The organism is Stutzerimonas sp. C6.4V (genome assembly GCF_058536345.1).
Genome location: NZ_JBZUBM010000002.1, coordinates 108,571 through 127,631, shown reverse-complemented (window position 1 = coordinate 127,631; position 19,061 = coordinate 108,571). Strand labels below are relative to the sequence as shown.

Below are 19,061 nucleotides of genomic sequence, written 5' to 3'. Positions count from 1 at the left end.
TCATTCGTCCCGGGACTGCTCGATTCGGCGGCCCAGGCGCGAAGCATAGAGCTCCCCGACGATGCCCCGGCGAAAAACCAGCACGCAGACCATGAAGATGACGCCGGTGAGCAGCGTGACCGGCAGCTCGGATGTGGCGAAGTAGTTGCCTAAGCTGGTCACCAGGGCGGCGCCGAACACCGGCCCGACCAGGGTGCCGATGCCCCCGAGCAGGGTCATCAGCACCACTTCACCTGACATCTGCCAGCTCACGTCAGTGAGGGTGGCGAACTGGAACACCAGCGCTTTCAGTCCACCGGCCAGTCCGGCCAGCGCCGCTGACATGACGAAGGCGCCGAGCTTGTAGCGCGTCACCGAATAGCCGAGGGAGATGGCGCGGCTTTCGTTTTCGCGTATCGATTTGAGAATCATGCCGAAGGGCGAATTGACGATCCGCCAGATCGCCAGCATCCCCAGCAGGAACACGCTGAGCACGAAGAAATACATGTGCAGCGGTTCCTTCAGATCGATCAGGCCGAACAGGTGGCCACGCGGGATGCCCTGGATGCCGTCTTCGCCATGGGTGAAGGGCGCCTGCAGGCAGAAAAAGAAGAACATCTGCGACAGCGCGAGGGTAATCATCGTCGAGTAGATGCCCTGTCGCCGGATCGCCAGAAAGCCGATCACCAGGCCGAGTAGCGCGGCGCCGGACACCCCGACCAGGATGCCCAGCTCCGGCGTCAGGCCCCATTCCTTGACCGCGTGGGCGGTGAAGTAGGCAGCGCCGCCAAAGAACGCCGCATGGCCGAACGAGAGAATGCCGGCATAGCCCAGCAGCAGATTGAAGGCGCAGGCGAACAGCGCGAAACACATCACTTTCATCAGGAAAACGGGGTAGAAGTGCAGGGGCGCCAGCACCAGCGCGACGATGCCGAGCAGGATCATTATCGTCTCGGCGTTCCAGCGGCTGCGCTTGGCGAGCGGGTTCGTGGTTGGGGTCATGTCAGGCATCCTTTCCCATAAGGCCGGCGGGACGCACGAGCAGCACGATGGCCATGACCACGAAGATCACGATGTTGGAGGCTTCCGGGTAGAAGACCTTGGTCAGTCCCTCGAGAATACCGAGCATGTAGCCGGTGATGATCGCGCCGAGGATCGAGCCCATCCCGCCGACCACCACGACGGCAAACACCACGATGATCAGGTTCGAGCCCATCAGCGGGCTGACCTGATAGATCGGCGCGGCGAGTATTCCGGCCAGCCCCGCCAGGCCGGCGCCAAGGCCATAGGTGAAGGTCAGCAGCAACGGTACGTTGATGCCGAAGGTGCGCACCAGCGTGGGATTTTCCGTCGCGGCGCGCAGGTAGGCGCCCAACTTGGTTTTCTCGATCAGCAGCCAGGTGCTCAGGCAGATGATCATGGACGCGATCACTACCCAGGCGCGGTATTTGGGCAGGAACATGAAGCCCAGGTTGTAGCCGCCGGACAGCAGATCCGGCACGGCGTATGGCTGGCCCGAGGAACCGTAGTAGTAGCGGAAGGTGCCCTCCAGTGCGAGGGCCAGGCCAAAGGTGAACAGCAGGCTATAGAGATGATCCAGGTTGTACAGCCGCGACAGTGCGAAGCGCTCTATCCCGGCGCCGACAAGCCCTACGATCAGCGGCGCGAGGATCAATGCCGGCCAGTAGCCGATGCCGAGTACCGCAAGCAGCAGGTAACCGGCAAAGGCGCCCATCATGTATTGCGCGCCGTGGGCGAAGTTGATCACCTTGAGCAGGCCGAAGATGATCGCCAGGCCCAGGCTGAGCATGGCGTAAAAGGAGCCGTTGATCAGCCCGATAAGCAGCTGACCGAGAAAGGCCTGAATAGGTACGCCGAAAATCGCCGTCATCAGACCCCCAGGGTTTCGTTGAGTATGGTCATGCGACCGGGCAGTTCATCGACGTGGAAGTTGTCGACGATCCGCCCGTGGTCGACCAGGTAGAAACGATCCGCGACCTTGCTGGCGAAGCGGAAATTCTGCTCCACCAGGAGGATGGTCATCCCGCGCTGCTTGAGGGTCAGCAGCACATCGCCGATGCGCTGGACGATCACCGGTGCCAGGCCTTCGGTGGGTTCGTCGAGCAGTAACAGTTTCGCGCCGGTGCGCAGAATCCGGGCAATCGCCAGCATCTGCTGCTCCCCACCCGACAGCTTGGTACCCGGGCTGTTACGCCGCTCCTCGAGGTTAGGAAATAGTTGATAGATCTCGTTGGTGCTCATCCCTCCCTTGGCGATGATTGGTGGCAGGGTGAGGTTTTCGTCCACAGTCAGGGTGGCAAAGATGCCACGCTCCTCGGGCACGAAGCCCATGCCCGTGTGTGCGGTACGGTGCAGCGGTACGCGCATCATGTCCTGGCCATCGAAGTGGATGGTTCCGCTGCGCTTGCGGATGATGCCCATGATGGAGCGCAGCGCCGTGGTTTTGCCTACGCCGTTGCGGCCGAGCAGGGTCACGGTCTCGCCCTGGTGCACGTCCAGGTCAATGCCATGCAAGGCATGGCTTTCGCCGTACCAGGCATTCAGCTCGCGAATACTCAGCAATGCCCTGGCCTCAGTCATCGTCCGTCCCCATATAGGCTTCTCGCACGCGGGCGTCCCGGCTGACGGTCTGGTAATCACCCGATGTAAGGATCTCCCCGCGCTGCAGCACCGTGACCTCATCACAGAGATCGGCGACCACCTTGAGATTGTGCTCCACCATCAGGATGGCCCGGTCACGCGCCACTTCGCGGATCAGCTCGGACACGATGCGAACGTCTTCATGGCCCATCCCGGCCATCGGCTCGTCCAGCAGCAGTACCTTTGGCTCAAGCGCCAATGTGGTCGCGATCTCCAGGACTCGTTTGCGACCGTAGGACAGATCGGCAGCGGGGCTCTGCCAGGCGTCCTGCAGGCCGACCGACTCGATCAGCGCCATGGCGCGTTCGTTGAGCCGGTTCAGCGAGCGCAGCGGCAGCCAGAATTGCGTAGCCAGCCCACCGGGCCGTTGCAGCGCAACCCGCACGTTTTCCAGAACGCTCAGGTGCGGAAATACCGCCGAGATCTGAAACGACCGCACCAGCCCCATGCGCGCCACCTTGGCCGGGTCGGTGCGGGTGATGTCATGGCCGAGCAGCTGGATGCTTCCGCTGGTGGGTTGAAGAAACTTGGTCAGCAGGTTGAACACGGTGGTCTTGCCTGCGCCGTTGGGGCCGATCAAGGCGTGGACGCGGGCATGGTGGATATCGAGGTCAACGTTGTTCACCGCGACGAAACCGCCGAAGTCCCGACGCAGGCCACGGGCCGAGAGCACGACGCCTCGCGCGGGCGAAGCGTCGCTCTTGGCTGCGGTATCACGCCCGGCGGCGGGGTGAGCGCTGCTCGCCATGCTTATTGCTTGGCCAGGTCGCAGCCGCTTTTGGCTGGATCGATATACGCCTCGTCGCCGGGAACCGTGGCAAGCACCTTGTAGTAATCCCAGGGCTCCTTGCTCTCGTCCGGCTTCTTCACCTCCATCAGGTAGACGTCGCTGATGAGCCGCCCGTTGGCACCGACCTTGGCGTTGCGGGCGAATACGTCGTCCACTGGCATCTCGTGCATGGCCTTGGCCACCGCTTCGGTTTCGTCGGTGCCGGTTTTGTCGATGGCCTTGAGGTACTGCATCACGCCCGAATAGGTGCCGGCATGAACCATGTTCGGCATCCGGCCGGTGCGTTTGAAGAAGCGCTGTGCGAACTCGCGGGACTTGTCGTCGCGGTCCCAATAAAAGCTTTCGGTCAGCGTCAGGCCCTGCGCGGCGTTCAGGCCCAGCCCATGCACCTCGGAGAGGGTAAAGAGCAAGGCTGCCAGTCGCTGTCCACTGGCGACGATGCCGAACTCGGCGGCCTGCTTGATCGCGTTGGCGGTATCCAGCCCCGCGTTGGCGAGGCCGATCACTTCGGCGCCCGATGCCTGCGCTTGCAGCAGGAAGGACGAGTAGTCGTTGGTTGCCAGCGGATGGCGCACCGAGCCCTTGATTTCACCGCCCTTGTTCTTGACGAACTGGCTGGTCTGCTCTTCCAGCGAATAGCCGAACGCGTAATCGGCGGTCAGGAAGTACCAGCTGTCGCCACCCTGGGAAACGAGCGCACCACCTGTGCCCACCGCCAGCGCATGGGTGTCATAGGCCCAGTGAAAGCCGTAGGGCGAGCACTGCTTGCCGGTCAGCTCGGTGGTGGCAGCGCCGGTTACCAGGTCGATCTTCTTCTTGTCCCTGGAGATGCCCTGCACGGCCAGCGCCACGGAGGAGGTGGTCAGCTCCATGATCGAGTCGACCTCTTCACGGTCGTACCACTGCCGAGCGATGTTCGAAGCAATGTCCGGCTTGTTCTGGTGGTCGGCGGTGACGATCTCGATCGGTGCGCCTTGAACGGTCCCGCCGAAATCCTCGGCTGCCATCTTGGCCGCCTCGTAGGACCATTTGCCTCCGAAGTCGGCGTAGACCCCGGACTGGTCATTGAGAATGCCGATCTTCACCTTGCCGTCGGATATCTCCGCAGCCGACGCCGGTAGGGTGGTTGCCGCGCCCATCACTGCCGTTGCAATTGCCAGAAGCTTCATCGCCTGTCTCCTTGCTGGGGTCGACCGCTTACAGCACGGCTCGTGGATTGCCACGAGCTGAACGGTTCGGTTGGAAAAGCGGGTAGGGTGCAGCCGGTCTGAGGACAGGTGCGCCAGCATCACAAAAGGTTCGCCGTACGGACGGAGCCGTTGGTTCGTGCCGTTGCAGACGGCTCCAGTGCCGGACGGGCACGGGTCGCCGAAAGCCCCGGAACTGCAGCATGGTGGTCTGGGCTGGCATGCGATCTGTCTTGTTATTGTTTGTAGCTCTAAACGTAGCAGGGGTTTCGGCAAGCGCAACCGCGCATCGCTCAGAGGCATGGCCGAGCCGCCCGCGACATGCGGGACGGGATGACGATCTATGTACCTGGGGCCCGGACCTACGGGCGCAACGCGGCTTGCGCCTGCGGAGTCAATGGGCGATCAGCACATCGCAGGGCGGTTGGTCGAGATACTGCCGGGTCAGGCTGCCGAGCAGGGCGTTACTTACTTCCCCACGGCTGTGACCGCCCAGTGCGAGCAGTTGCGGTTGCAGCTCAGCGATGGCAGCTTCCAGGCAGTTGTTGCGTTCGCCCTGGCGAAGGCTCGGGTTCAGACGAGCACCGTTGTCGGCCAAGTTGCTGCGCAGGTCGGCCACCAGTTGGTCAAACAGCTCCTGCTGCAGTGCCAGCTCTCCATCGTCGGCGCCATGCACCTCGGCGACTTCGTGAATATTCAGCGCGGTCAGTTCGGCCATCGCAGGCAGCAGTTGCCAGGCGCTCTGCAGGGCACGGCTGGCGCAGCGTGAATAGTCCAGCGCCGCCAGCGCACGGTGGTATGACGCGGCGGGACTGACGGCCAACAGGAGCGGCATCGGGCAGGCGAGCAGGATGCGCTCCAGTGTGGTGCCGGCAAAGCCTTGCGGTTGTCGGCGATGGTGGCGACCCACGACCAGCAGGTCCGCCTCGAGCCCTGTTGCCTGGGTGAGCAATTCTTCTACCACACCGCCCCGGCGAAGCCAGAGCCTCGGTTCGCCCAGGCCAGTAGCATCGAGCTGGGCCTGCAGCTCGCCGCGCGCCTGCTGTTCAGCGTCACCATCGGCGTGCTCGTGCATAACATGCAGCACGCTCAGTCGAGCGCCAATCTGTTTCGCCAGGGCGGCTGCGCGGCGTAACGCCACGTCGGCTTCCCGGCTTAGATCATGGGCGACGAGGATGTGCTGAGGCATGAAGGGTCCCGGGACGGCTATGGATACCGGGTGAGTATGCCGCGCCATTGGATGCTTGTCCGCACCCTCGCCGTCGCAGGGTTCCTGTCGCAGAAAACCAGCCGCACAGGGCGGCTGTGCTTTTTTCAACCGGCAGCTACCGCTATGCTGGCGACCATTCGAGCAGGAGCGATTGATGAGCAAGGTCAGTGTGCTGGTAGTGGATGACGCACCTTTCATCCGGGATCTGGTGAAAAAAGGGCTGCGCAGCCACTTTCCGGGCATCCGTATCGAGGAGGCAGTCAACGGACGCAAGGCCCAGCAGATGCTCGATCGCGACCGTTTCGATCTGATCCTCTGTGACTGGGAAATGCCCGAGATGTCCGGGCTCGAACTGCTTACCTGGTGTCGCGCCCATGAGAATCTGAAGACCACGCCGTTCATCATGGTCACCAGCCGCGGCGACAAGGAAAACGTAGTCCAGGCGATCCAGTCCGGGGTCTCCGACTTCATCGGCAAACCGTTCAGCAACGAACAGCTGACCACCAAGGTGCGCAAGGCGCTCGGCAGGGCCGGCAAGCTCGATGCGCTCGCTGCCAGCGCCCCGCCACGGCCGACAAATACCGGGATGGCCAATGACTCCTTGGCAGCGCTTACCGGTGGCAAGGCAGAAGTGATCAAGCCGGCTACCGCGGCGCCGACCGTTTCGCCTGCGCCCGGTTTTGCGGCACCGCTGACCCAGCCCGGCGCCGCCAAACCCTCTTCCGCCAATGGCGGTCGTGGTCAGGGCCAGCTGCGGCTGGCGACCGGAACGCTTCCCTGTGTGATCAAGGCGCTAAGCCTCAAGGAGGGATTGCTGGTGGTCAGGCGCGGTGAGGCGCTGCCACAGGTACTGGAAAGCGCGGTACTGGATCTGGAGCAGGGCGAAGGCGGCGAGGTTGCCCGTCTCAATGGCTATCTGCATGCCGTCGCAGCGCTGGAGCCCAAGCCCGACAGCGAATGGCTGCAATTGACTTTTCGCTTCGTCGATCGCGATCCGCAGAAGCTCGACTACCTGTCCCGCCTGATTGCCCGGGGTACGGCGCAGCGGCATTTCGTACCGGGAGCCTGAGTTTTTCGGGAGTACGGCTCAGCTCTGACAGGGTCCGTTCGTCCGATTGATTGGGGCGGTTAATGAACGATCTCACAGCCCGACGGTCGGCGGCTCGCGTCAGCTCCGTTGCGCTGCTAGTCTGCGGGCCTCTGAATACATAACCACATGAAGTCTGCCGTTATGTTGGGGCGCACCATTCTTGCTCTTGGGTTGTTCTGGCTGGCCTCGTCCGCCTCAGCCCTGACCATCTACAAGTACACCGACGCCAACGGCGTGGTCACCTACAGCGACCAGGCCGCACCGGGCGCGAGCGTGTTCACCTTCAACGATCGGATGGTCGAGAAAATCGATGCCCAGGTGAAACTGGAAACCCGCAAACATGCAGGCGGCGAGACCTTGCTGGTGCGTAACGACCTGTACGCTCCGGTGGATGTCGAACTCAAACTGACCGGTGTGCAGAACGCCGTTGGCGTGCCGGACAAGCCGATCCGCTGGGTGTTGCCGCCACGCAGCCAGATCCGCCTGGCGACTCTTGCGCCGCTCGATCCGTCGAAGCCGTTGAAATACACGCCCAAGCTGCGCCACGCCCTGGGCGATCCACGACTGATTCCCAAGCCTTACAAATATCCCCTGCCCTGGCACGGCGGCCCGTTCCGCCTGACGCAGGGCGCCAACGGCAAGTACAGCCACTTCACCCCCAAAGGCCGCTACGCCGCCGACATCGCCATGCCCGAAGGAACCCCCATCGTTGCGGCACGCGGTGGGGTGGTGGTGCGAGTGGAGAACAGCCAGAGCGGGCGTGGCAACAACCCGTCCGGTAACTACGTACGGATCCTCCACGATGACGGCACCATGGGCGTCTACCTGCACCTGATGCAGGGGTCGGTCAGCGTGCGGGAGGGCCAGCGTGTCCAGACTGGCGCGCGCATCGCCCGCTCCGGCAACACCGGCAACAGCACCGGTCCGCACCTGCACTTCGTGGTGCAGCGCAACGTGGGCCTGGCGGTCGAATCCATTCCCTTCGACTTCTCACAGCCGGTCAACAGCCTGCCGAATTTTGCGGTGGGTGGTGATTGAAGCTGCCGGACACGGCTAACGCGACAAGCGGCCAGTGGAAGCGGTTTTAAGCGACTCACAAGCCGCCAAGCTATCCAACCCAGCTAGTCCTGCTTCAACACCTTGGCCAGCACGATTTTTGGCCCGCGCATTTTCTTGACCACGATCTGCAGGTCGTCGACCAGCAGCTCCTCGTTTTCTTCAGGGACGCGCTTTAGGGTCTCGTAGATCAGCCCGGCGAGGGTGTCGGCCTCGATATGGTCCAGGTCCACGCCGAGCAGGCGCTCGAGCTTGAACAGCGGGGTGTCACCGCGTACCAGCAGCTTGCCGGGCTGGTAGGCGAGAATGCCTCGTTCGGTCTTGCGGTGTTCGTCCTGGATATCGCCCACCAGCACTTCCAGCACGTCCTCCATGGTCAGGAAACCCACCACCTTGTGGTCTCCTTCTTCTACCAGCACGAAATGGGCACCGCCCTGGCGGAACTGATCCAGCAGGACATTCAGGGGCAGGTAGCGCGGCACCCGCTCCAGCGGTCGCAGAAGATCGGCAAGGTTGAAATGCTCAGCCAGTTTCTCGTCGCTGGCCAGGGCCAGCAGCAGATCCTTGATGTGCAGCAGGCCGATGTAGTCGCCCTGTTCAGTGTCGTACACAGGGTAACGGCTGAATTTGTGGCGGCGAATCAGGTCCAGGATTTCCGCCAGCGAGGCGTCGTGCTCGAGCTGCAGCAGGTCTTCGCGCGAGTTGGCCCAGTCGGCCACCTCCAGCTCGCTCATTTCCACCGCCGAGGCGAGCACCTTGATGTCCTGGTTCGCCGGGTCCAGGGCGCGGTTGGAATGCAGGATCAGCTTGAGTTCTTCGCGACTGTAGTGGTGTTCATGATGACTGCCGGGCTCGCCTTGTCCGGCAAGTCGCAGGATGGCGTTGGCGCTGGCATTGAGCAGGTAGATGGCCGGGTACATGGCCCAATAGAAGAGGTACAGCGGTGCGGCCGTCCACAGCGACAGCAGTTCGGGCTTGCGGATCGCCCAGGACTTGGGCGCCAACTCGCCGACCACGATGTGCAGGTAGGAAATGATGAAGAACGCCGTGAAGAAGGCGATGCCATGCACGACGGCCTGAGACTGGATGCCCGCCGCGGCCAGTACCGGCTCGAGCAGGTGGGCGAATGCCGGCTCACCGACCCAGCCGAGGCCCAGCGAAGCCAGGGTGATGCCAAGCTGACAGGCCGACAGGTAGGCATCCAGCTGGCTGTGCACCTTGCGCAGGATGTGCCCGCGCCAGCCGTGCTGCTTGGCGATTGCCTCGACCTTGGTGGCACGCAGCTTGACCATGGCGAACTCTGCCGCCACGAAAAAGCCGTTGAGCAGGACCAGAAAGAGCGCAAAAAGTATCAGACCGAAATCGGCGAAATAGGAGGGGGCGGCGTAGCTGGCGGCAATACTGGGGGAAGGGTCCATTAGGCTGTCGGGTAGTCAGAGACGGCCCAAGAATGGGGCCGCATCGGGGTTATTTCAAGGACCCGGCAGGCTGCAGGTGCCGGCCGGTTACGCGGCGTCAGACCACCGTGGCCTGAGTCAGTGGAAAGTGGCAGGTGAAGACGCTGCCCTGGCCCGGCGTACTGTTCACATCCAGACGGCCCTGGTGGCGCAGCAGCACATGCTTGACGATGGCCAGACCGAGACCGGTACCGCCGGTATTGCTGGCGCGACTGGAGTCGACCCGGTAGAAGCGCTCGGTCAGGCGGGGCAGGTGCTTGGATTCGATACCGATGCCCGAATCCTGCACTGCCAGATGGGCGCCGTGCTCGTTGCACCACCAGCGAATATGAACCTCGCCGTTGTCCGGGGTGTATTTGACCGCGTTGAATATCAGGTTGGAGAAGGCACTGCGCAGTTCGCTCTCACTGCCCTTGAGTCGCAGGGTTGCATCGGCGTCAAGGGTGATCCGGTGGTTGCGTTCCGCGGAAAGTGCCTGGGCATCGGCCTTGATCGACTCGAGCAGCTTGGCAACGGCCACTGGCTGGGTGTTGGTCGGCGGGCTGGTCGCTTCCAGCTTGGCCAGCAGGAGCAGGTCGTTGAGCAGGTGTTGCATGCGACCGGCCTGCTGGTTCATCTGGTTCAGTGCCCGTGGCCAGCGCGGCGGCATCTCGTCGGTGTGCTCCAGCATTGTCTCCAGGTAGCCGGCGATCACTGTCAGCGGGGTGCGCAGCTCATGGGAGACGTTGGCGACGAAGTCCTTGCGCATCTGCTCCAGCTGATGGAGTCGCGTGATATCGCGCACCACCATCAGGTGCTCGCTGTTGCCGTAGCGGGTAATGGTGATCTGCAGCCAGAGTCGGTTGTTGACTGGCGAAGACAACTCCAGCGGTTCCTCGTGACGACCCTTGTCGAAGTACTCCTTGAAGCTTGGGTGGCGCACCAGATTGGTTACCGGGTGGCCGGTATCCTGCGGCTTCTTCAGGCCCAGCAGGCGTTCGGCGGCGGGGTTCCACCACTCCAGGTTGCCATCGCTGTCGAGCATGATGACTGCATCCCTGAGCGCGGTCGTCGAGCCCTGTACTCGGTCGATCACCGACTGCAGTTGCGCCCGCAGGCGCAGATCGCGGCGCTGGAGCTGGTACAGGTTGTCGAAAATTTCGCCCCAGATGCCATGACTATCTGGCGGGGGTTGGTCCGCCTGGTCCTTGAGCCACAGCAGCAGCCGACGGACCTGGCGCAGGGTCCAGCCCAGGTAACCGGTCAGGCCGATCACCAGCGCCCAGGCGTACTCGCCGGTGGCCAGACCGGCCAGCAGGCATACAGCCACTATCAACAGCAGGCGACGCACCAGAGCGCCTTGCCAGTCTTGATTCACCGCTAACGCTCCTTGAGGCAGCTTGAGGCCGGCCGGAATTCATCTAAAACGCCAGCTGACGCAAGGCGTGTTCAGCTCTTGGTGGAAAAACGATAGCCGGTGCCGCGGACGGTCTGCACCAGGTTTTCATAGGTTTCGCCCAGGGCTTTGCGCAGACGGCGGATATGCACGTCCACGGTGCGCTCTTCGACGTACACATTGCCGCCCCAGACCTGATCGAGCAACTGCCCGCGGGTATAGGCGCGCTCCTGGTGGGTCATGAAGAACTGCAGCAGCCGGTACTCGGTGGGGCCCATGTCGGCTGGCGTGCCGTCGATGGTGACTCGGTGGCTGATGGGGTCCAACAGCAGGCCACCGATCTCGATCGGTGTCTCGTTGTCGCTGGGGGCTGCGCGACGCAGCACGGCCTTCAGGCGCGCCACCAGCTCGCGTGGCGAGAAGGGCTTGGTGATGTAGTCGTCGGCGCCCACTTCCAGGCCCTGGATCTTGTTGTCCTCGGCATCCTTGGCGGTGAGCATGATGATGGGTGTATTGGCGGTCATCTCGTCGCGCTTGAGGCGCCGTGCCAGCTCGATGCCGGATGTGCCGGGCAGCATCCAGTCAAGCAGGATAAGGTCCGGCTGGCGATCGATGATCAGCGCATGGGCCTGCTGAGTGTTCTCCGCTTCCAGGCACTCGTAGCCGGCCATTTCCAGCGCCACCACGATCATCTCCCGGATCGGCGCTTCGTCATCGACGATCAGTATGCATTTGCCGTTCATGTCCGCTCTCGGTCCGTTTTATTGTCGCTCGGCATTAGATAACGGAAATGTTGCAGAGATGTTACATGGCAGCCTGAAGCTAGAAGCTTGCAGCTGGAGGAAAAGAGCTGACGAACCCGGCGATGCTTCCAGCTGTCAGCTTGCCTTCGTCGCATAGTCCATCATTATCCCAACCAAAATCACCAGCCCGGCCCAGTGGTTGTGGAGGAACGCCTTGAAGCAGACTTGCGGTTTGCGCGAGCGGGTTTTCCAGAATTCCCAGGCGAAGCAGCCGGCTGCGATCGTCAGGCCCAGGTGGAACCACTGGCCGAGTTCGAAGCGCACGCCAGCGAGAATCAGGCAGAACAGGGCGAGCCCTTGCAGTGTGGCGATAATGACTCGGTCGCCGTCGCCGAACAGGATGGCGGTGGACTTGATGCCTATTTTCAGGTCGTCATCGCGGTCGGCCATGGCGTAGTAGGTGTCGTAGCCCACGGTCCAGACCACGTTGGCGATGAACAGCAGCCAGGCTTCGGGGGGTAGCTCGCCGCGTTCGGCGGTGAAGGCCATCAGCATGCCCCAGGAAAACGCAGCCCCGAGCACGACCTGCGGATAGTAGGTGTAGCGCTTCATGAAGGGGTAGAGCGATGCGACAGCGAGGGCGCCAAAAGACAGCCAGATGGTCGCCGCGTTGGTCAGCAGAACCAGCACGAAGCTCAGTGCGACGAGGAGGGCGAAGAGGACCCAGGCTTCCTTCGAGGAGATCTTGCCGGTCGCCAGTGGGCGGCCCTTGGTGCGGCTGACGTGGCCGTCCAGGTTGCGGTCGGCGAAATCATTGATCACGCATCCGGCGGCGCGCATGAGAATGACGCCAAGAACAAAGATCAGGATGTTCTTCACGCTGGGCGAGCCCTCGCCCGCAATCCACAGCGCCCAGAGCGTCGGCCAGAGCAGCAGGTAGGTGCCAATCGGGCGATCCAGGCGCATCAGCTGGATGAAGTCCCAGGCGCGCGGGTGGAGGCGATTGCTCGATTGCAGAAGCTTCTGGAACATCGGAGGGTCTCCGGTCGGTGAAGGCGGTTGCGGGCAGTTTGTGTCGGGTTCAGGTCGCGATCCGTGCGGCCTGCCACAGGGCCGGCAGAAACACTTCAGCGACCAGCACGCGAAGGTCACCCTGGCTGAAACAGGAACGGCGCGCCCAGAGCTGGGCCTGGCGGACCTCCTGCGGCAACCATGTATCGGGATAGCGTCGGGCTTGCAGCGGGCCGCGAGTGAACGCCGGATCGCTGAACAGCAATTCCCCCAGCGAGCGGCTGCCCAGGTGCGGCAGGTCCAGGCCGGACCTTTCCAGCGCGCTGCGTGCGGCGACGCTGCGAGCAAATACCCAGGGCCGCTGATGGCCGCGCAAATAAACCTCGCGAACCCAGCCCTGGCTCCCGTCGGCCACGCCTAGCGCTGAGCATTCGTCATTACGCAAGATCTGCCAGCCTTCAGTCAGTGGCGTCACGCTGAATTCGCCGGCTGCCAGCTCGGTAAGGCGGCGAGTGAGCGAGCCTTTGTCCACATAGAGCCAGTCGTGCAGGTCAGGTCCGAGGGAGGTGCTGTGGTGGTCGGCGGCTTGCCAGTCTTGAGAGTCGGGCACGGATAATAGTGGGCAGCGAAGAGGAGCGGCGAGTCTAGCATGGGGGGAATGGGGGGCTTAAGGCCGGAAACGCCAGGCCCGGGAAACAGGTTAGGTGCCGCTGTCGATCGGGCCCCACCAGGCGCCCTGCAGCGCCGGTGGGACGGATTGCGCGATCAGGTATCAGCTGGCCTGCTGGAACAGGCTCTTCAGGATCTGCGCAAGCTCGGAGATGTTTTTCTGGACGCCTGGGTTGAACTGCTCGCCCATGGCGTATGTGCGCCACTCTTCTTCGGCCATGTCAGCCTGGCGATCCAGTTCTTTCTCCATGGTGTCCAGACGCTGCTGAGCCTGCTGGAGGTTCTGTTGGTTGACGTTCAAGCCTTCCGTGTCCTGCAGTGCCTGGACCAGATCCTCGACAGTTTCCTGCAAGTCATCCACCTGATTCGCGACGTCGGCGCTATCGATTTCCTGCATCTTCTGGCCTTTCGCACCGCTGAGCATCTTGGCGACTTCGTCGAGGTTGCCGGCAAGCTCGTTGACCTGCTCCGTCACGCTGACCTTATATTCCTCTCCGCGGATCCAGCTTTTCCAGTAATCGTCGGTACGCTCGGCTTTTTCGTCCAGCTTGTGTTCCATCTGTTGATTGAGCTTTTGCTCCATTTGTGCGAGCTGGCTGTCGCTCTGCTTCCAATTGCTTACGCCCATGGTAGAGCCGGACTGGCGCAGGGAACCAATCAAGTCGGCAACGTTTTCGCGGACGTCGTCTACCGCGTCGACAACATCATGGCCGACTCGAATTGAGGAGCCGCCTCCCTGCTTCATGCCAGACTGAGCGCCTTGCTGCTGGGTCTGCATGCCGGACTGTTGTGCAGTGTTCTGTTGCTGCGCGATGGCAGGCAGGGCCAGGCCAGAGGCCAGCAAAGCGGTGACGAGTGCGAGCGGTTTCTTGGTCATTGTGCGTTCCTCTCTTGTCAGTTCGGGACGCGGATTTGTGAACTCCGCATATTTTTCGAAGGCACTCGTCTTTGAGGGTTCAGATTTTTCCCAAAAGACAGCGTGTCCCGAATTGCAGTCAGCTGTGGTTGCTGCTCATCCCCAACCCTCCAGCCGCATCGTCGCCCGCACCAGTCGCTGTTCTTCCTGCTCGATTTCCTTGAGATTGTCGCGAATGCTGTGAATGTGGTCGCGCGCCGCACGCTGTGCCTGATCCGGCAGGCGTTCGGTGATGGCGTGGAACAGGCGAGAGTGCTGCCGGTCGATCTGCCGCTTCTGCATCGGCCGGTGGTAAAGGTTGTTTACCGAGGCGAAGACTGTGGAGAGCATCAGGTCGGTCAATGACTGTAGGGTGTGCACCAGCACAGGATTGTGCGAGGCCTCGCTGACGGCGAGGTGAAAGGCGTGGTCGAGGCGAGCATGTTCGCGCGGGTCGGCCTCTTCGGTGGTGTGCGCCGCGAGCATTTCTTCATAACGGCGACGGAGCAGGATGAAGTCGGCGTCGGTGCCGCGCAGCGCGGCCAGTCGTGCCGACTCGCCCTCCAGCAGGGCGCGTACTTCGAGCAGGTCGTACAGCGTGCGCGGTTGCGAATTGAACAGGTGCATAAGCGGACTGGCGTCCTGTTCACCGGACAGCTTTGCGACGTGTGAACCGCGCCCTTGAGAGGTTTCGATGATGCCTCGGCCGCGCAGCACGCGCAGGCCTTCACGCAGCGCCGAGCGCGAGATGCCAAGCTTTTCGCACAGGCGACGCTCCGACGGCAGCGCCTGGCCGACCTTAAGTACGCCGTCGACGATAAGCCGCTCAATGCGTTCGGCTACCACGTCCGCCAACTGGCGGCGCTCCGTATGTTCAATCAACATGTTTCGTTCTCCATAACTGGTAGGACCAGTTTGGAGGAAGTCTAGCGTGGTCAGCGCCAGGAATGCATCAGCCCTTGATATACGGGGGGTTCGGATGGCTCGGCTGAAAGGTTAGCGAAAGAAACTGGTAGGACCAGTGGTTTTCGAGATGGACGGAGGGGTGTGGCAGGGCTAATGATGCGTCAAACCACCGCAGCTGGCCGTGCGCGCGGTGAACAATCGAGAGCACCGACTGCCATGAATATCCTCTACGACGAACGCGTCGACGGTGAGCTGCCCAAGGTTGACAAGGCGGCGCTGCTGGCCGAGTTGCAGGCGCAGCTGCCCGGCATGGACATCCTTCATCGAGGCGAAGACCTCAAGCCCTACGAGTGCGATGGCCTCTCTGCCTACCGCACCACGCCGATGCTGGTTGTGCTCCCCGAGCGCGTCGAGCAGGTCGAAACCCTGCTGAAGATCGCCCACAAGCGTGGTGTACCGGTGGTGGCGCGTGGCGCGGGAACCGGGCTTTCCGGCGGGGCGCTGCCGCTGGAACAGGGCATCCTGCTGGTAATGGCGCGCTTCAACAAGATTCTCGAAGTCGACCCGGCCGGTCGCTTTGCCCGTGTCCAGCCGGGCGTGCGCAACCTGGCGATTTCCCAGGCCGCCGCGCCCTATGACCTCTATTACGCGCCCGATCCGTCCTCGCAGATCGCCTGTTCCATCGGTGGCAACGTTGCCGAGAACGCCGGTGGCGTGCACTGCTTGAAATACGGGTTGACGGTGCACAACCTGCTCAAGGTCGAGATCCTCACCGTCGAGGGCGAGCGCATGGTGCTCGGCTCCGACGCGCTGGATTCGCCCGGCTTCGATCTGCTGGCGCTGTTTACCGGCTCCGAAGGCATGCTCGGCATCGTGACCGAGGTCACGGTCAAGCTGCTGCCCAAGCCGCAGGTGGCCAAGGTGCTGCTGGCGGCGTTCGACTCGGTTGAGAAAGCCGGGCGCGCCGTGGGCGACATCATTGCCGCCGGCATCATCCCCGGCGGGTTGGAGATGATGGACAACCTGTCGATCCGCGCGGCCGAGGACTTCATCCGTGCCGGCTATCCGGTGGACGCCGAGGCGATCCTGCTCTGCGAACTCGATGGTGTGGAAGCCGATGTACACGACGACTGCGCCCGTGTGGGCGAAGTGCTCAAGCTGGCTGGCGCCACCGAAGTGCGGCTGGCCAAGGACGAGGCCGAGCGCGTCAAGTTCTGGGCCGGACGCAAGAATGCCTTCCCGGCGGTCGGGCGCATTTCGCCGGATTATTACTGCATGGACGGCACCATTCCGCGCCGCGAGCTGCCAGGCGTGCTCAAGGGCATCAGCGATCTGTCGGACGAATACGGCCTGCGCGTGGCCAACGTGTTTCACGCCGGCGACGGCAACATGCACCCGCTGATCCTCTTCGATGCCAACACCGAGGGCGAGCTCGAACGCGCCGAGGCGCTGGGTGGCAAGATTCTCGAGCTGTGCGTGAAAGTCGGTGGCTCGATCACCGGTGAGCACGGCGTTGGGCGCGAGAAGATCAACCAGATGTGTTCGCAGTTCAATGCCGACGAACTGACGCTGTTCCACGCGGTGAAGGCTGCGTTCGACCCCAGCGGCTTGCTCAACCCCGGCAAGAACATTCCCACCCTGCACCGCTGCGCCGAATTCGGCGGCATGCATGTACATGGCGGGCAGTTGCCCTTCCCTGAACTGGAGCGTTTCTGATGACGGTTTCCTTCGACGACAGCGGGCAGCTGCTCGACCAGGTCAATCAGGCGCTGGCCAGCAACACCCCGCTTCATATCCACGGCGGCGGCAGCAAGGCGTTTCTCGGCCGCGAGGTGCAGGGCACGCCGCTTGATACCCGCGCGCATCGCGGCATCGTGACCTACGACCCCACCGAACTGGTCATCAGCGTTCGCGCCGGCACGCCGCTGGCGGAACTGGAAGCTGCGCTCGACGAGGCCAACCAGATGCTGCCCTGCGAGCCGCCGCACCTGGGTGAAGGCGCCACCGTGGGCGGCATGATCGCGACCGGTCTGTCCGGCCCGCGGCGCCCGTGGTCCGGCTCGGTACGCGACTTCGTGCTGGGCTCGCGTGTCATCACCGGCCATGGCAAGCACCTGCGTTTCGGCGGCGAGGTGATGAAGAACGTCGCCGGCTACGACCTGTCGCGCCTGATGGCCGGCAGCTTTGGTTGCCTTGGCCTGCTCACCGAGGTTTCGCTCAAGGTGCTGCCCAAGCCGCGCCTGTGTCGCAGCCTGCGTGTGGAGATGCCGGTCGACCGCGCCCTGCTCAAACTGGCCGAATGGGGGCAGCAACCGGTGCCGATCACGGCGGCCAGCCATGACGGCAAGATGCTGCATCTGCGCCTGGAAGGTGGCGAAGGCTCGGTCAACGCCGCCTGCGACCGTATCGGTGGCGAGGCGCTGGATGCTGGCTACTGGAACGACTTGCGCGAACAACGCCTGGGCTTCTTCAGCGACGCCCGCCCGCTGTGGCGCCTGTCGCTGCCTACCGATACTCCGGTGCTCGCGCTTCCCGGCGAGCAGCTGATCGACTGGGCCGGCGCCCAGCGCTGGCTGAAATCCGATGCCGATGCGCAGAGCATTCGTAGCATCGTCAGCGAAGTCGGCGGTCATGCAACCTGTTTCACCGCCGGTGCCACCGCTAGCCCGTTCCAGCCGCTGGCCGAGCCGTTGCTGCGCTATCACCGCCAGCTGAAAGCCGCGCTCGACCCACAGGGGATCTTCAACCCCGGCCGCATGTATTCCGAGGTTTAAGCTGTGCAAACCAATCTGAGTGAACAAGCCAAACTTCACCCGCGTGCCGAGGAAGCCGAGAGCATCCTGCGCTCCTGCGTGCACTGCGGCTTCTGCAACGCCACCTGCCCGACCTATCAGCTGCTCGGCGACGAGCTGGACGGCCCGCGCGGGCGCATCTACCTGATGAAGCAGATGCTCGAGGGCGGCGAAGTCACCGAGGCTACCCAGACCCATCTGGACCGCTGCCTGACCTGCCGCAACTGCGAAACCACCTGCCCATCCGGCGTGCAGTATCACAACCTGTTGGATATCGGTCGTGACTTCATGGAGCAGCAGGTGCCGCGCTCGGCGGGCGAACGATTGCTGCGCACCGGTCTGCGCACCGTCATCCCGCGCCCGGGGCTGTTCAAGGCGCTGCTGGGCACCGGCAACGCGCTGCGTCCGCTGATGCCGGCGACACTCAAGGCGCACATGCCGCGCCAGGTCACCCCGGCCAAGCCGCGGCCCCAGGTGCTGCACGCTCGCCGCGTTCTGATTCTTGAAGGCTGCGTGCAGCCGAGCCTGTCGCCCAACACCAATGCGGCGACGGCACGGGTGCTCGATCGCCTCGGCATTAGCGTGACCAGCGTGCGCGAAGCCGGCTGCTGCGGTGCGGTGGACTATCACCTGAACGCCCAGGAAGCAGGGCTCGACCGCGCACGGCGCAACATCGATGCCTGGTGGCCGGCCATCGAAGGCGGTGCTGAAGCCATCGTCCAGACCGCCAGCGGTTGCGGTGCCTTCATCAAGGACTATGGTCATCTACTGCGCAACGACCCGGCTTATGCGACCAAGGCCGCGCGGGTCAGCGAACTGGCCAAGGATCTGGTGGAGGTGATGCGAGGTGCCGAGCTGGAGCGGTTGAAGGTCGAGACCGACAAGCGCATGGCCTTTCATTGCCCTTGCACCTTGCAGCACGCACAGAAGCTCGGCGGCGCGGTCGAAGACGTGCTTACCCGGCTCGGCTTCCATCTCACCGCCGTACCGGATGCGCATCTGTGCTGCGGTTCGGCGGGCAGCTATTCGATCACCCAGCCGGAAATTTCCCACCAGCTGCGCGACAACAAGCTCAATGCGCTGGAAAGCGGCAAGCCAGAGGTGATCGTCACCGCCAACATCGGTTGCCAGACGCACCTGGACGGCGCGGGCCGGACGCCGGTGCGGCACTGGATCGAGATCGTCGAGGAGGCGATGCCGTAAAGCCGAAAGGCGCTGAAGGCTGGACGAACGAGCGGAC

The 19,061-nt window shown here is 63.1% G+C and carries 18 protein-coding genes; 5 read left to right on the top strand and 13 right to left on the bottom strand.

Annotated elements, in window-relative coordinates; all coding sequences use genetic code 11:
- The 6 genes from AC4LFW_RS16425 to AC4LFW_RS16400 form a co-directional block, all read right to left on the bottom strand.
- On the bottom strand, positions 1-981 hold the full coding sequence (locus AC4LFW_RS16425; RefSeq protein ID WP_491820422.1) for a branched-chain amino acid ABC transporter permease: 981 nt from the start codon (positions 979-981) through the stop codon (positions 1-3).
- A gap of 1 nt (position 982) precedes the next feature.
- Positions 983-1,870, bottom strand: coding sequence for a branched-chain amino acid ABC transporter permease (locus AC4LFW_RS16420; protein ID WP_491820420.1), 888 nt, complete (start codon positions 1,868-1,870; stop codon positions 983-985).
- Positions 1,870-2,580: an ABC transporter ATP-binding protein gene (locus AC4LFW_RS16415; protein ID WP_491820419.1), complete on the bottom strand. Its 711-nt coding sequence runs from the start codon at positions 2,578-2,580 to the stop codon at positions 1,870-1,872. Before AC4LFW_RS16415 ends, AC4LFW_RS16420 begins: the two co-directional genes overlap by 1 nt.
- Positions 2,573-3,388, bottom strand: coding sequence for an ABC transporter ATP-binding protein (locus AC4LFW_RS16410; RefSeq protein WP_491820418.1), 816 nt, complete (start codon positions 3,386-3,388; stop codon positions 2,573-2,575). The genes AC4LFW_RS16415 and AC4LFW_RS16410 overlap by 8 nt, the downstream gene beginning before the upstream one ends.
- A 2-nt stretch (positions 3,389-3,390) precedes the next feature.
- Positions 3,391-4,599, bottom strand: coding sequence for an ABC transporter substrate-binding protein (locus AC4LFW_RS16405; RefSeq protein WP_491820417.1), 1,209 nt, complete (start codon positions 4,597-4,599; stop codon positions 3,391-3,393).
- Positions 4,600-5,011: 412 nt separating this feature from the next.
- Entirely contained in the window at positions 5,012-5,806 is a 795-nt protein-coding gene (locus tag AC4LFW_RS16400; RefSeq protein WP_491820415.1) for a universal stress protein, read from the bottom strand.
- Between the two features lie 175 nt (positions 5,807-5,981).
- On the opposite strand from AC4LFW_RS16400, the gene AC4LFW_RS16395 reads away from it, so the two are divergent.
- Positions 5,982-6,896: a response regulator gene (locus tag AC4LFW_RS16395; RefSeq protein WP_491820414.1), complete on the top strand. Its 915-nt coding sequence runs from the start codon at positions 5,982-5,984 to the stop codon at positions 6,894-6,896.
- A 162-nt stretch (positions 6,897-7,058) separates the two neighbouring features.
- Positions 7,059-7,955: a peptidoglycan DD-metalloendopeptidase family protein gene (locus tag AC4LFW_RS16390; protein WP_491822154.1), complete on the top strand. Its 897-nt coding sequence runs from the start codon at positions 7,059-7,061 to the stop codon at positions 7,953-7,955.
- Between the two features lie 83 nt (positions 7,956-8,038).
- Here the strand turns inward: AC4LFW_RS16390 and AC4LFW_RS16385 are convergent, their stop codons facing one another.
- The 7 genes from AC4LFW_RS16385 to glcC form a co-directional block, all read right to left on the bottom strand.
- On the bottom strand, positions 8,039-9,391 hold the full coding sequence (locus tag AC4LFW_RS16385; RefSeq protein WP_491820412.1) for a hemolysin family protein: 1,353 nt from the start codon (positions 9,389-9,391) through the stop codon (positions 8,039-8,041).
- Positions 9,392-9,488: 97 nt separating this feature from the next.
- Positions 9,489-10,787, bottom strand: a complete 1,299-nt coding sequence (gene phoR, locus AC4LFW_RS16380; RefSeq protein ID WP_491820411.1) for a phosphate regulon sensor histidine kinase PhoR — start codon at positions 10,785-10,787, stop codon at positions 9,489-9,491.
- A gap of 71 nt (positions 10,788-10,858) precedes the next feature.
- Positions 10,859-11,548: a phosphate regulon transcriptional regulator PhoB gene (gene phoB, locus AC4LFW_RS16375; RefSeq protein WP_021207221.1), complete on the bottom strand. Its 690-nt coding sequence runs from the start codon at positions 11,546-11,548 to the stop codon at positions 10,859-10,861.
- A 135-nt stretch (positions 11,549-11,683) separates the two neighbouring features.
- Entirely contained in the window at positions 11,684-12,580 is an 897-nt protein-coding gene (gene ubiA / locus AC4LFW_RS16370) for a 4-hydroxybenzoate octaprenyltransferase (protein WP_491820408.1), read from the bottom strand.
- A gap of 49 nt (positions 12,581-12,629) precedes the next feature.
- Positions 12,630-13,169, bottom strand: coding sequence for a chorismate--pyruvate lyase family protein (locus AC4LFW_RS16365; protein ID WP_491820407.1), 540 nt, complete (start codon positions 13,167-13,169; stop codon positions 12,630-12,632).
- A gap of 162 nt (positions 13,170-13,331) precedes the next feature.
- Positions 13,332-14,105 (bottom strand): hypothetical protein, encoded by a 774-nt coding sequence (locus AC4LFW_RS16360; protein WP_491820405.1) that lies wholly within the window; start codon positions 14,103-14,105, stop codon positions 13,332-13,334.
- A 135-nt stretch (positions 14,106-14,240) separates the two neighbouring features.
- Positions 14,241-15,008, bottom strand: a complete 768-nt coding sequence (glcC, locus tag AC4LFW_RS16355) for a transcriptional regulator GlcC (protein WP_491820404.1) — start codon at positions 15,006-15,008, stop codon at positions 14,241-14,243.
- Positions 15,009-15,245: 237 nt separating this feature from the next.
- On the opposite strand from glcC, the gene glcD reads away from it, so the two are divergent.
- Genes glcD through glcF form a run of 3 tightly spaced genes read left to right on the top strand, consistent with a single transcriptional unit; the run spans position 15,246 to position 19,024 of the window.
- On the top strand, positions 15,246-16,745 hold the full coding sequence (gene glcD / locus AC4LFW_RS16350; RefSeq protein ID WP_407294564.1) for a glycolate oxidase subunit GlcD: 1,500 nt from the start codon (positions 15,246-15,248) through the stop codon (positions 16,743-16,745).
- Positions 16,745-17,803, top strand: coding sequence for a glycolate oxidase subunit GlcE (glcE, locus tag AC4LFW_RS16345; RefSeq protein WP_491820402.1), 1,059 nt, complete (start codon positions 16,745-16,747; stop codon positions 17,801-17,803). Before glcD ends, glcE begins: the two co-directional genes overlap by 1 nt.
- A gap of 3 nt (positions 17,804-17,806) precedes the next feature.
- On the top strand, positions 17,807-19,024 hold the full coding sequence (glcF, locus tag AC4LFW_RS16340; protein WP_491820400.1) for a glycolate oxidase subunit GlcF: 1,218 nt from the start codon (positions 17,807-17,809) through the stop codon (positions 19,022-19,024).
- The last annotated feature ends 37 nt before the right edge of the window (positions 19,025-19,061 follow it).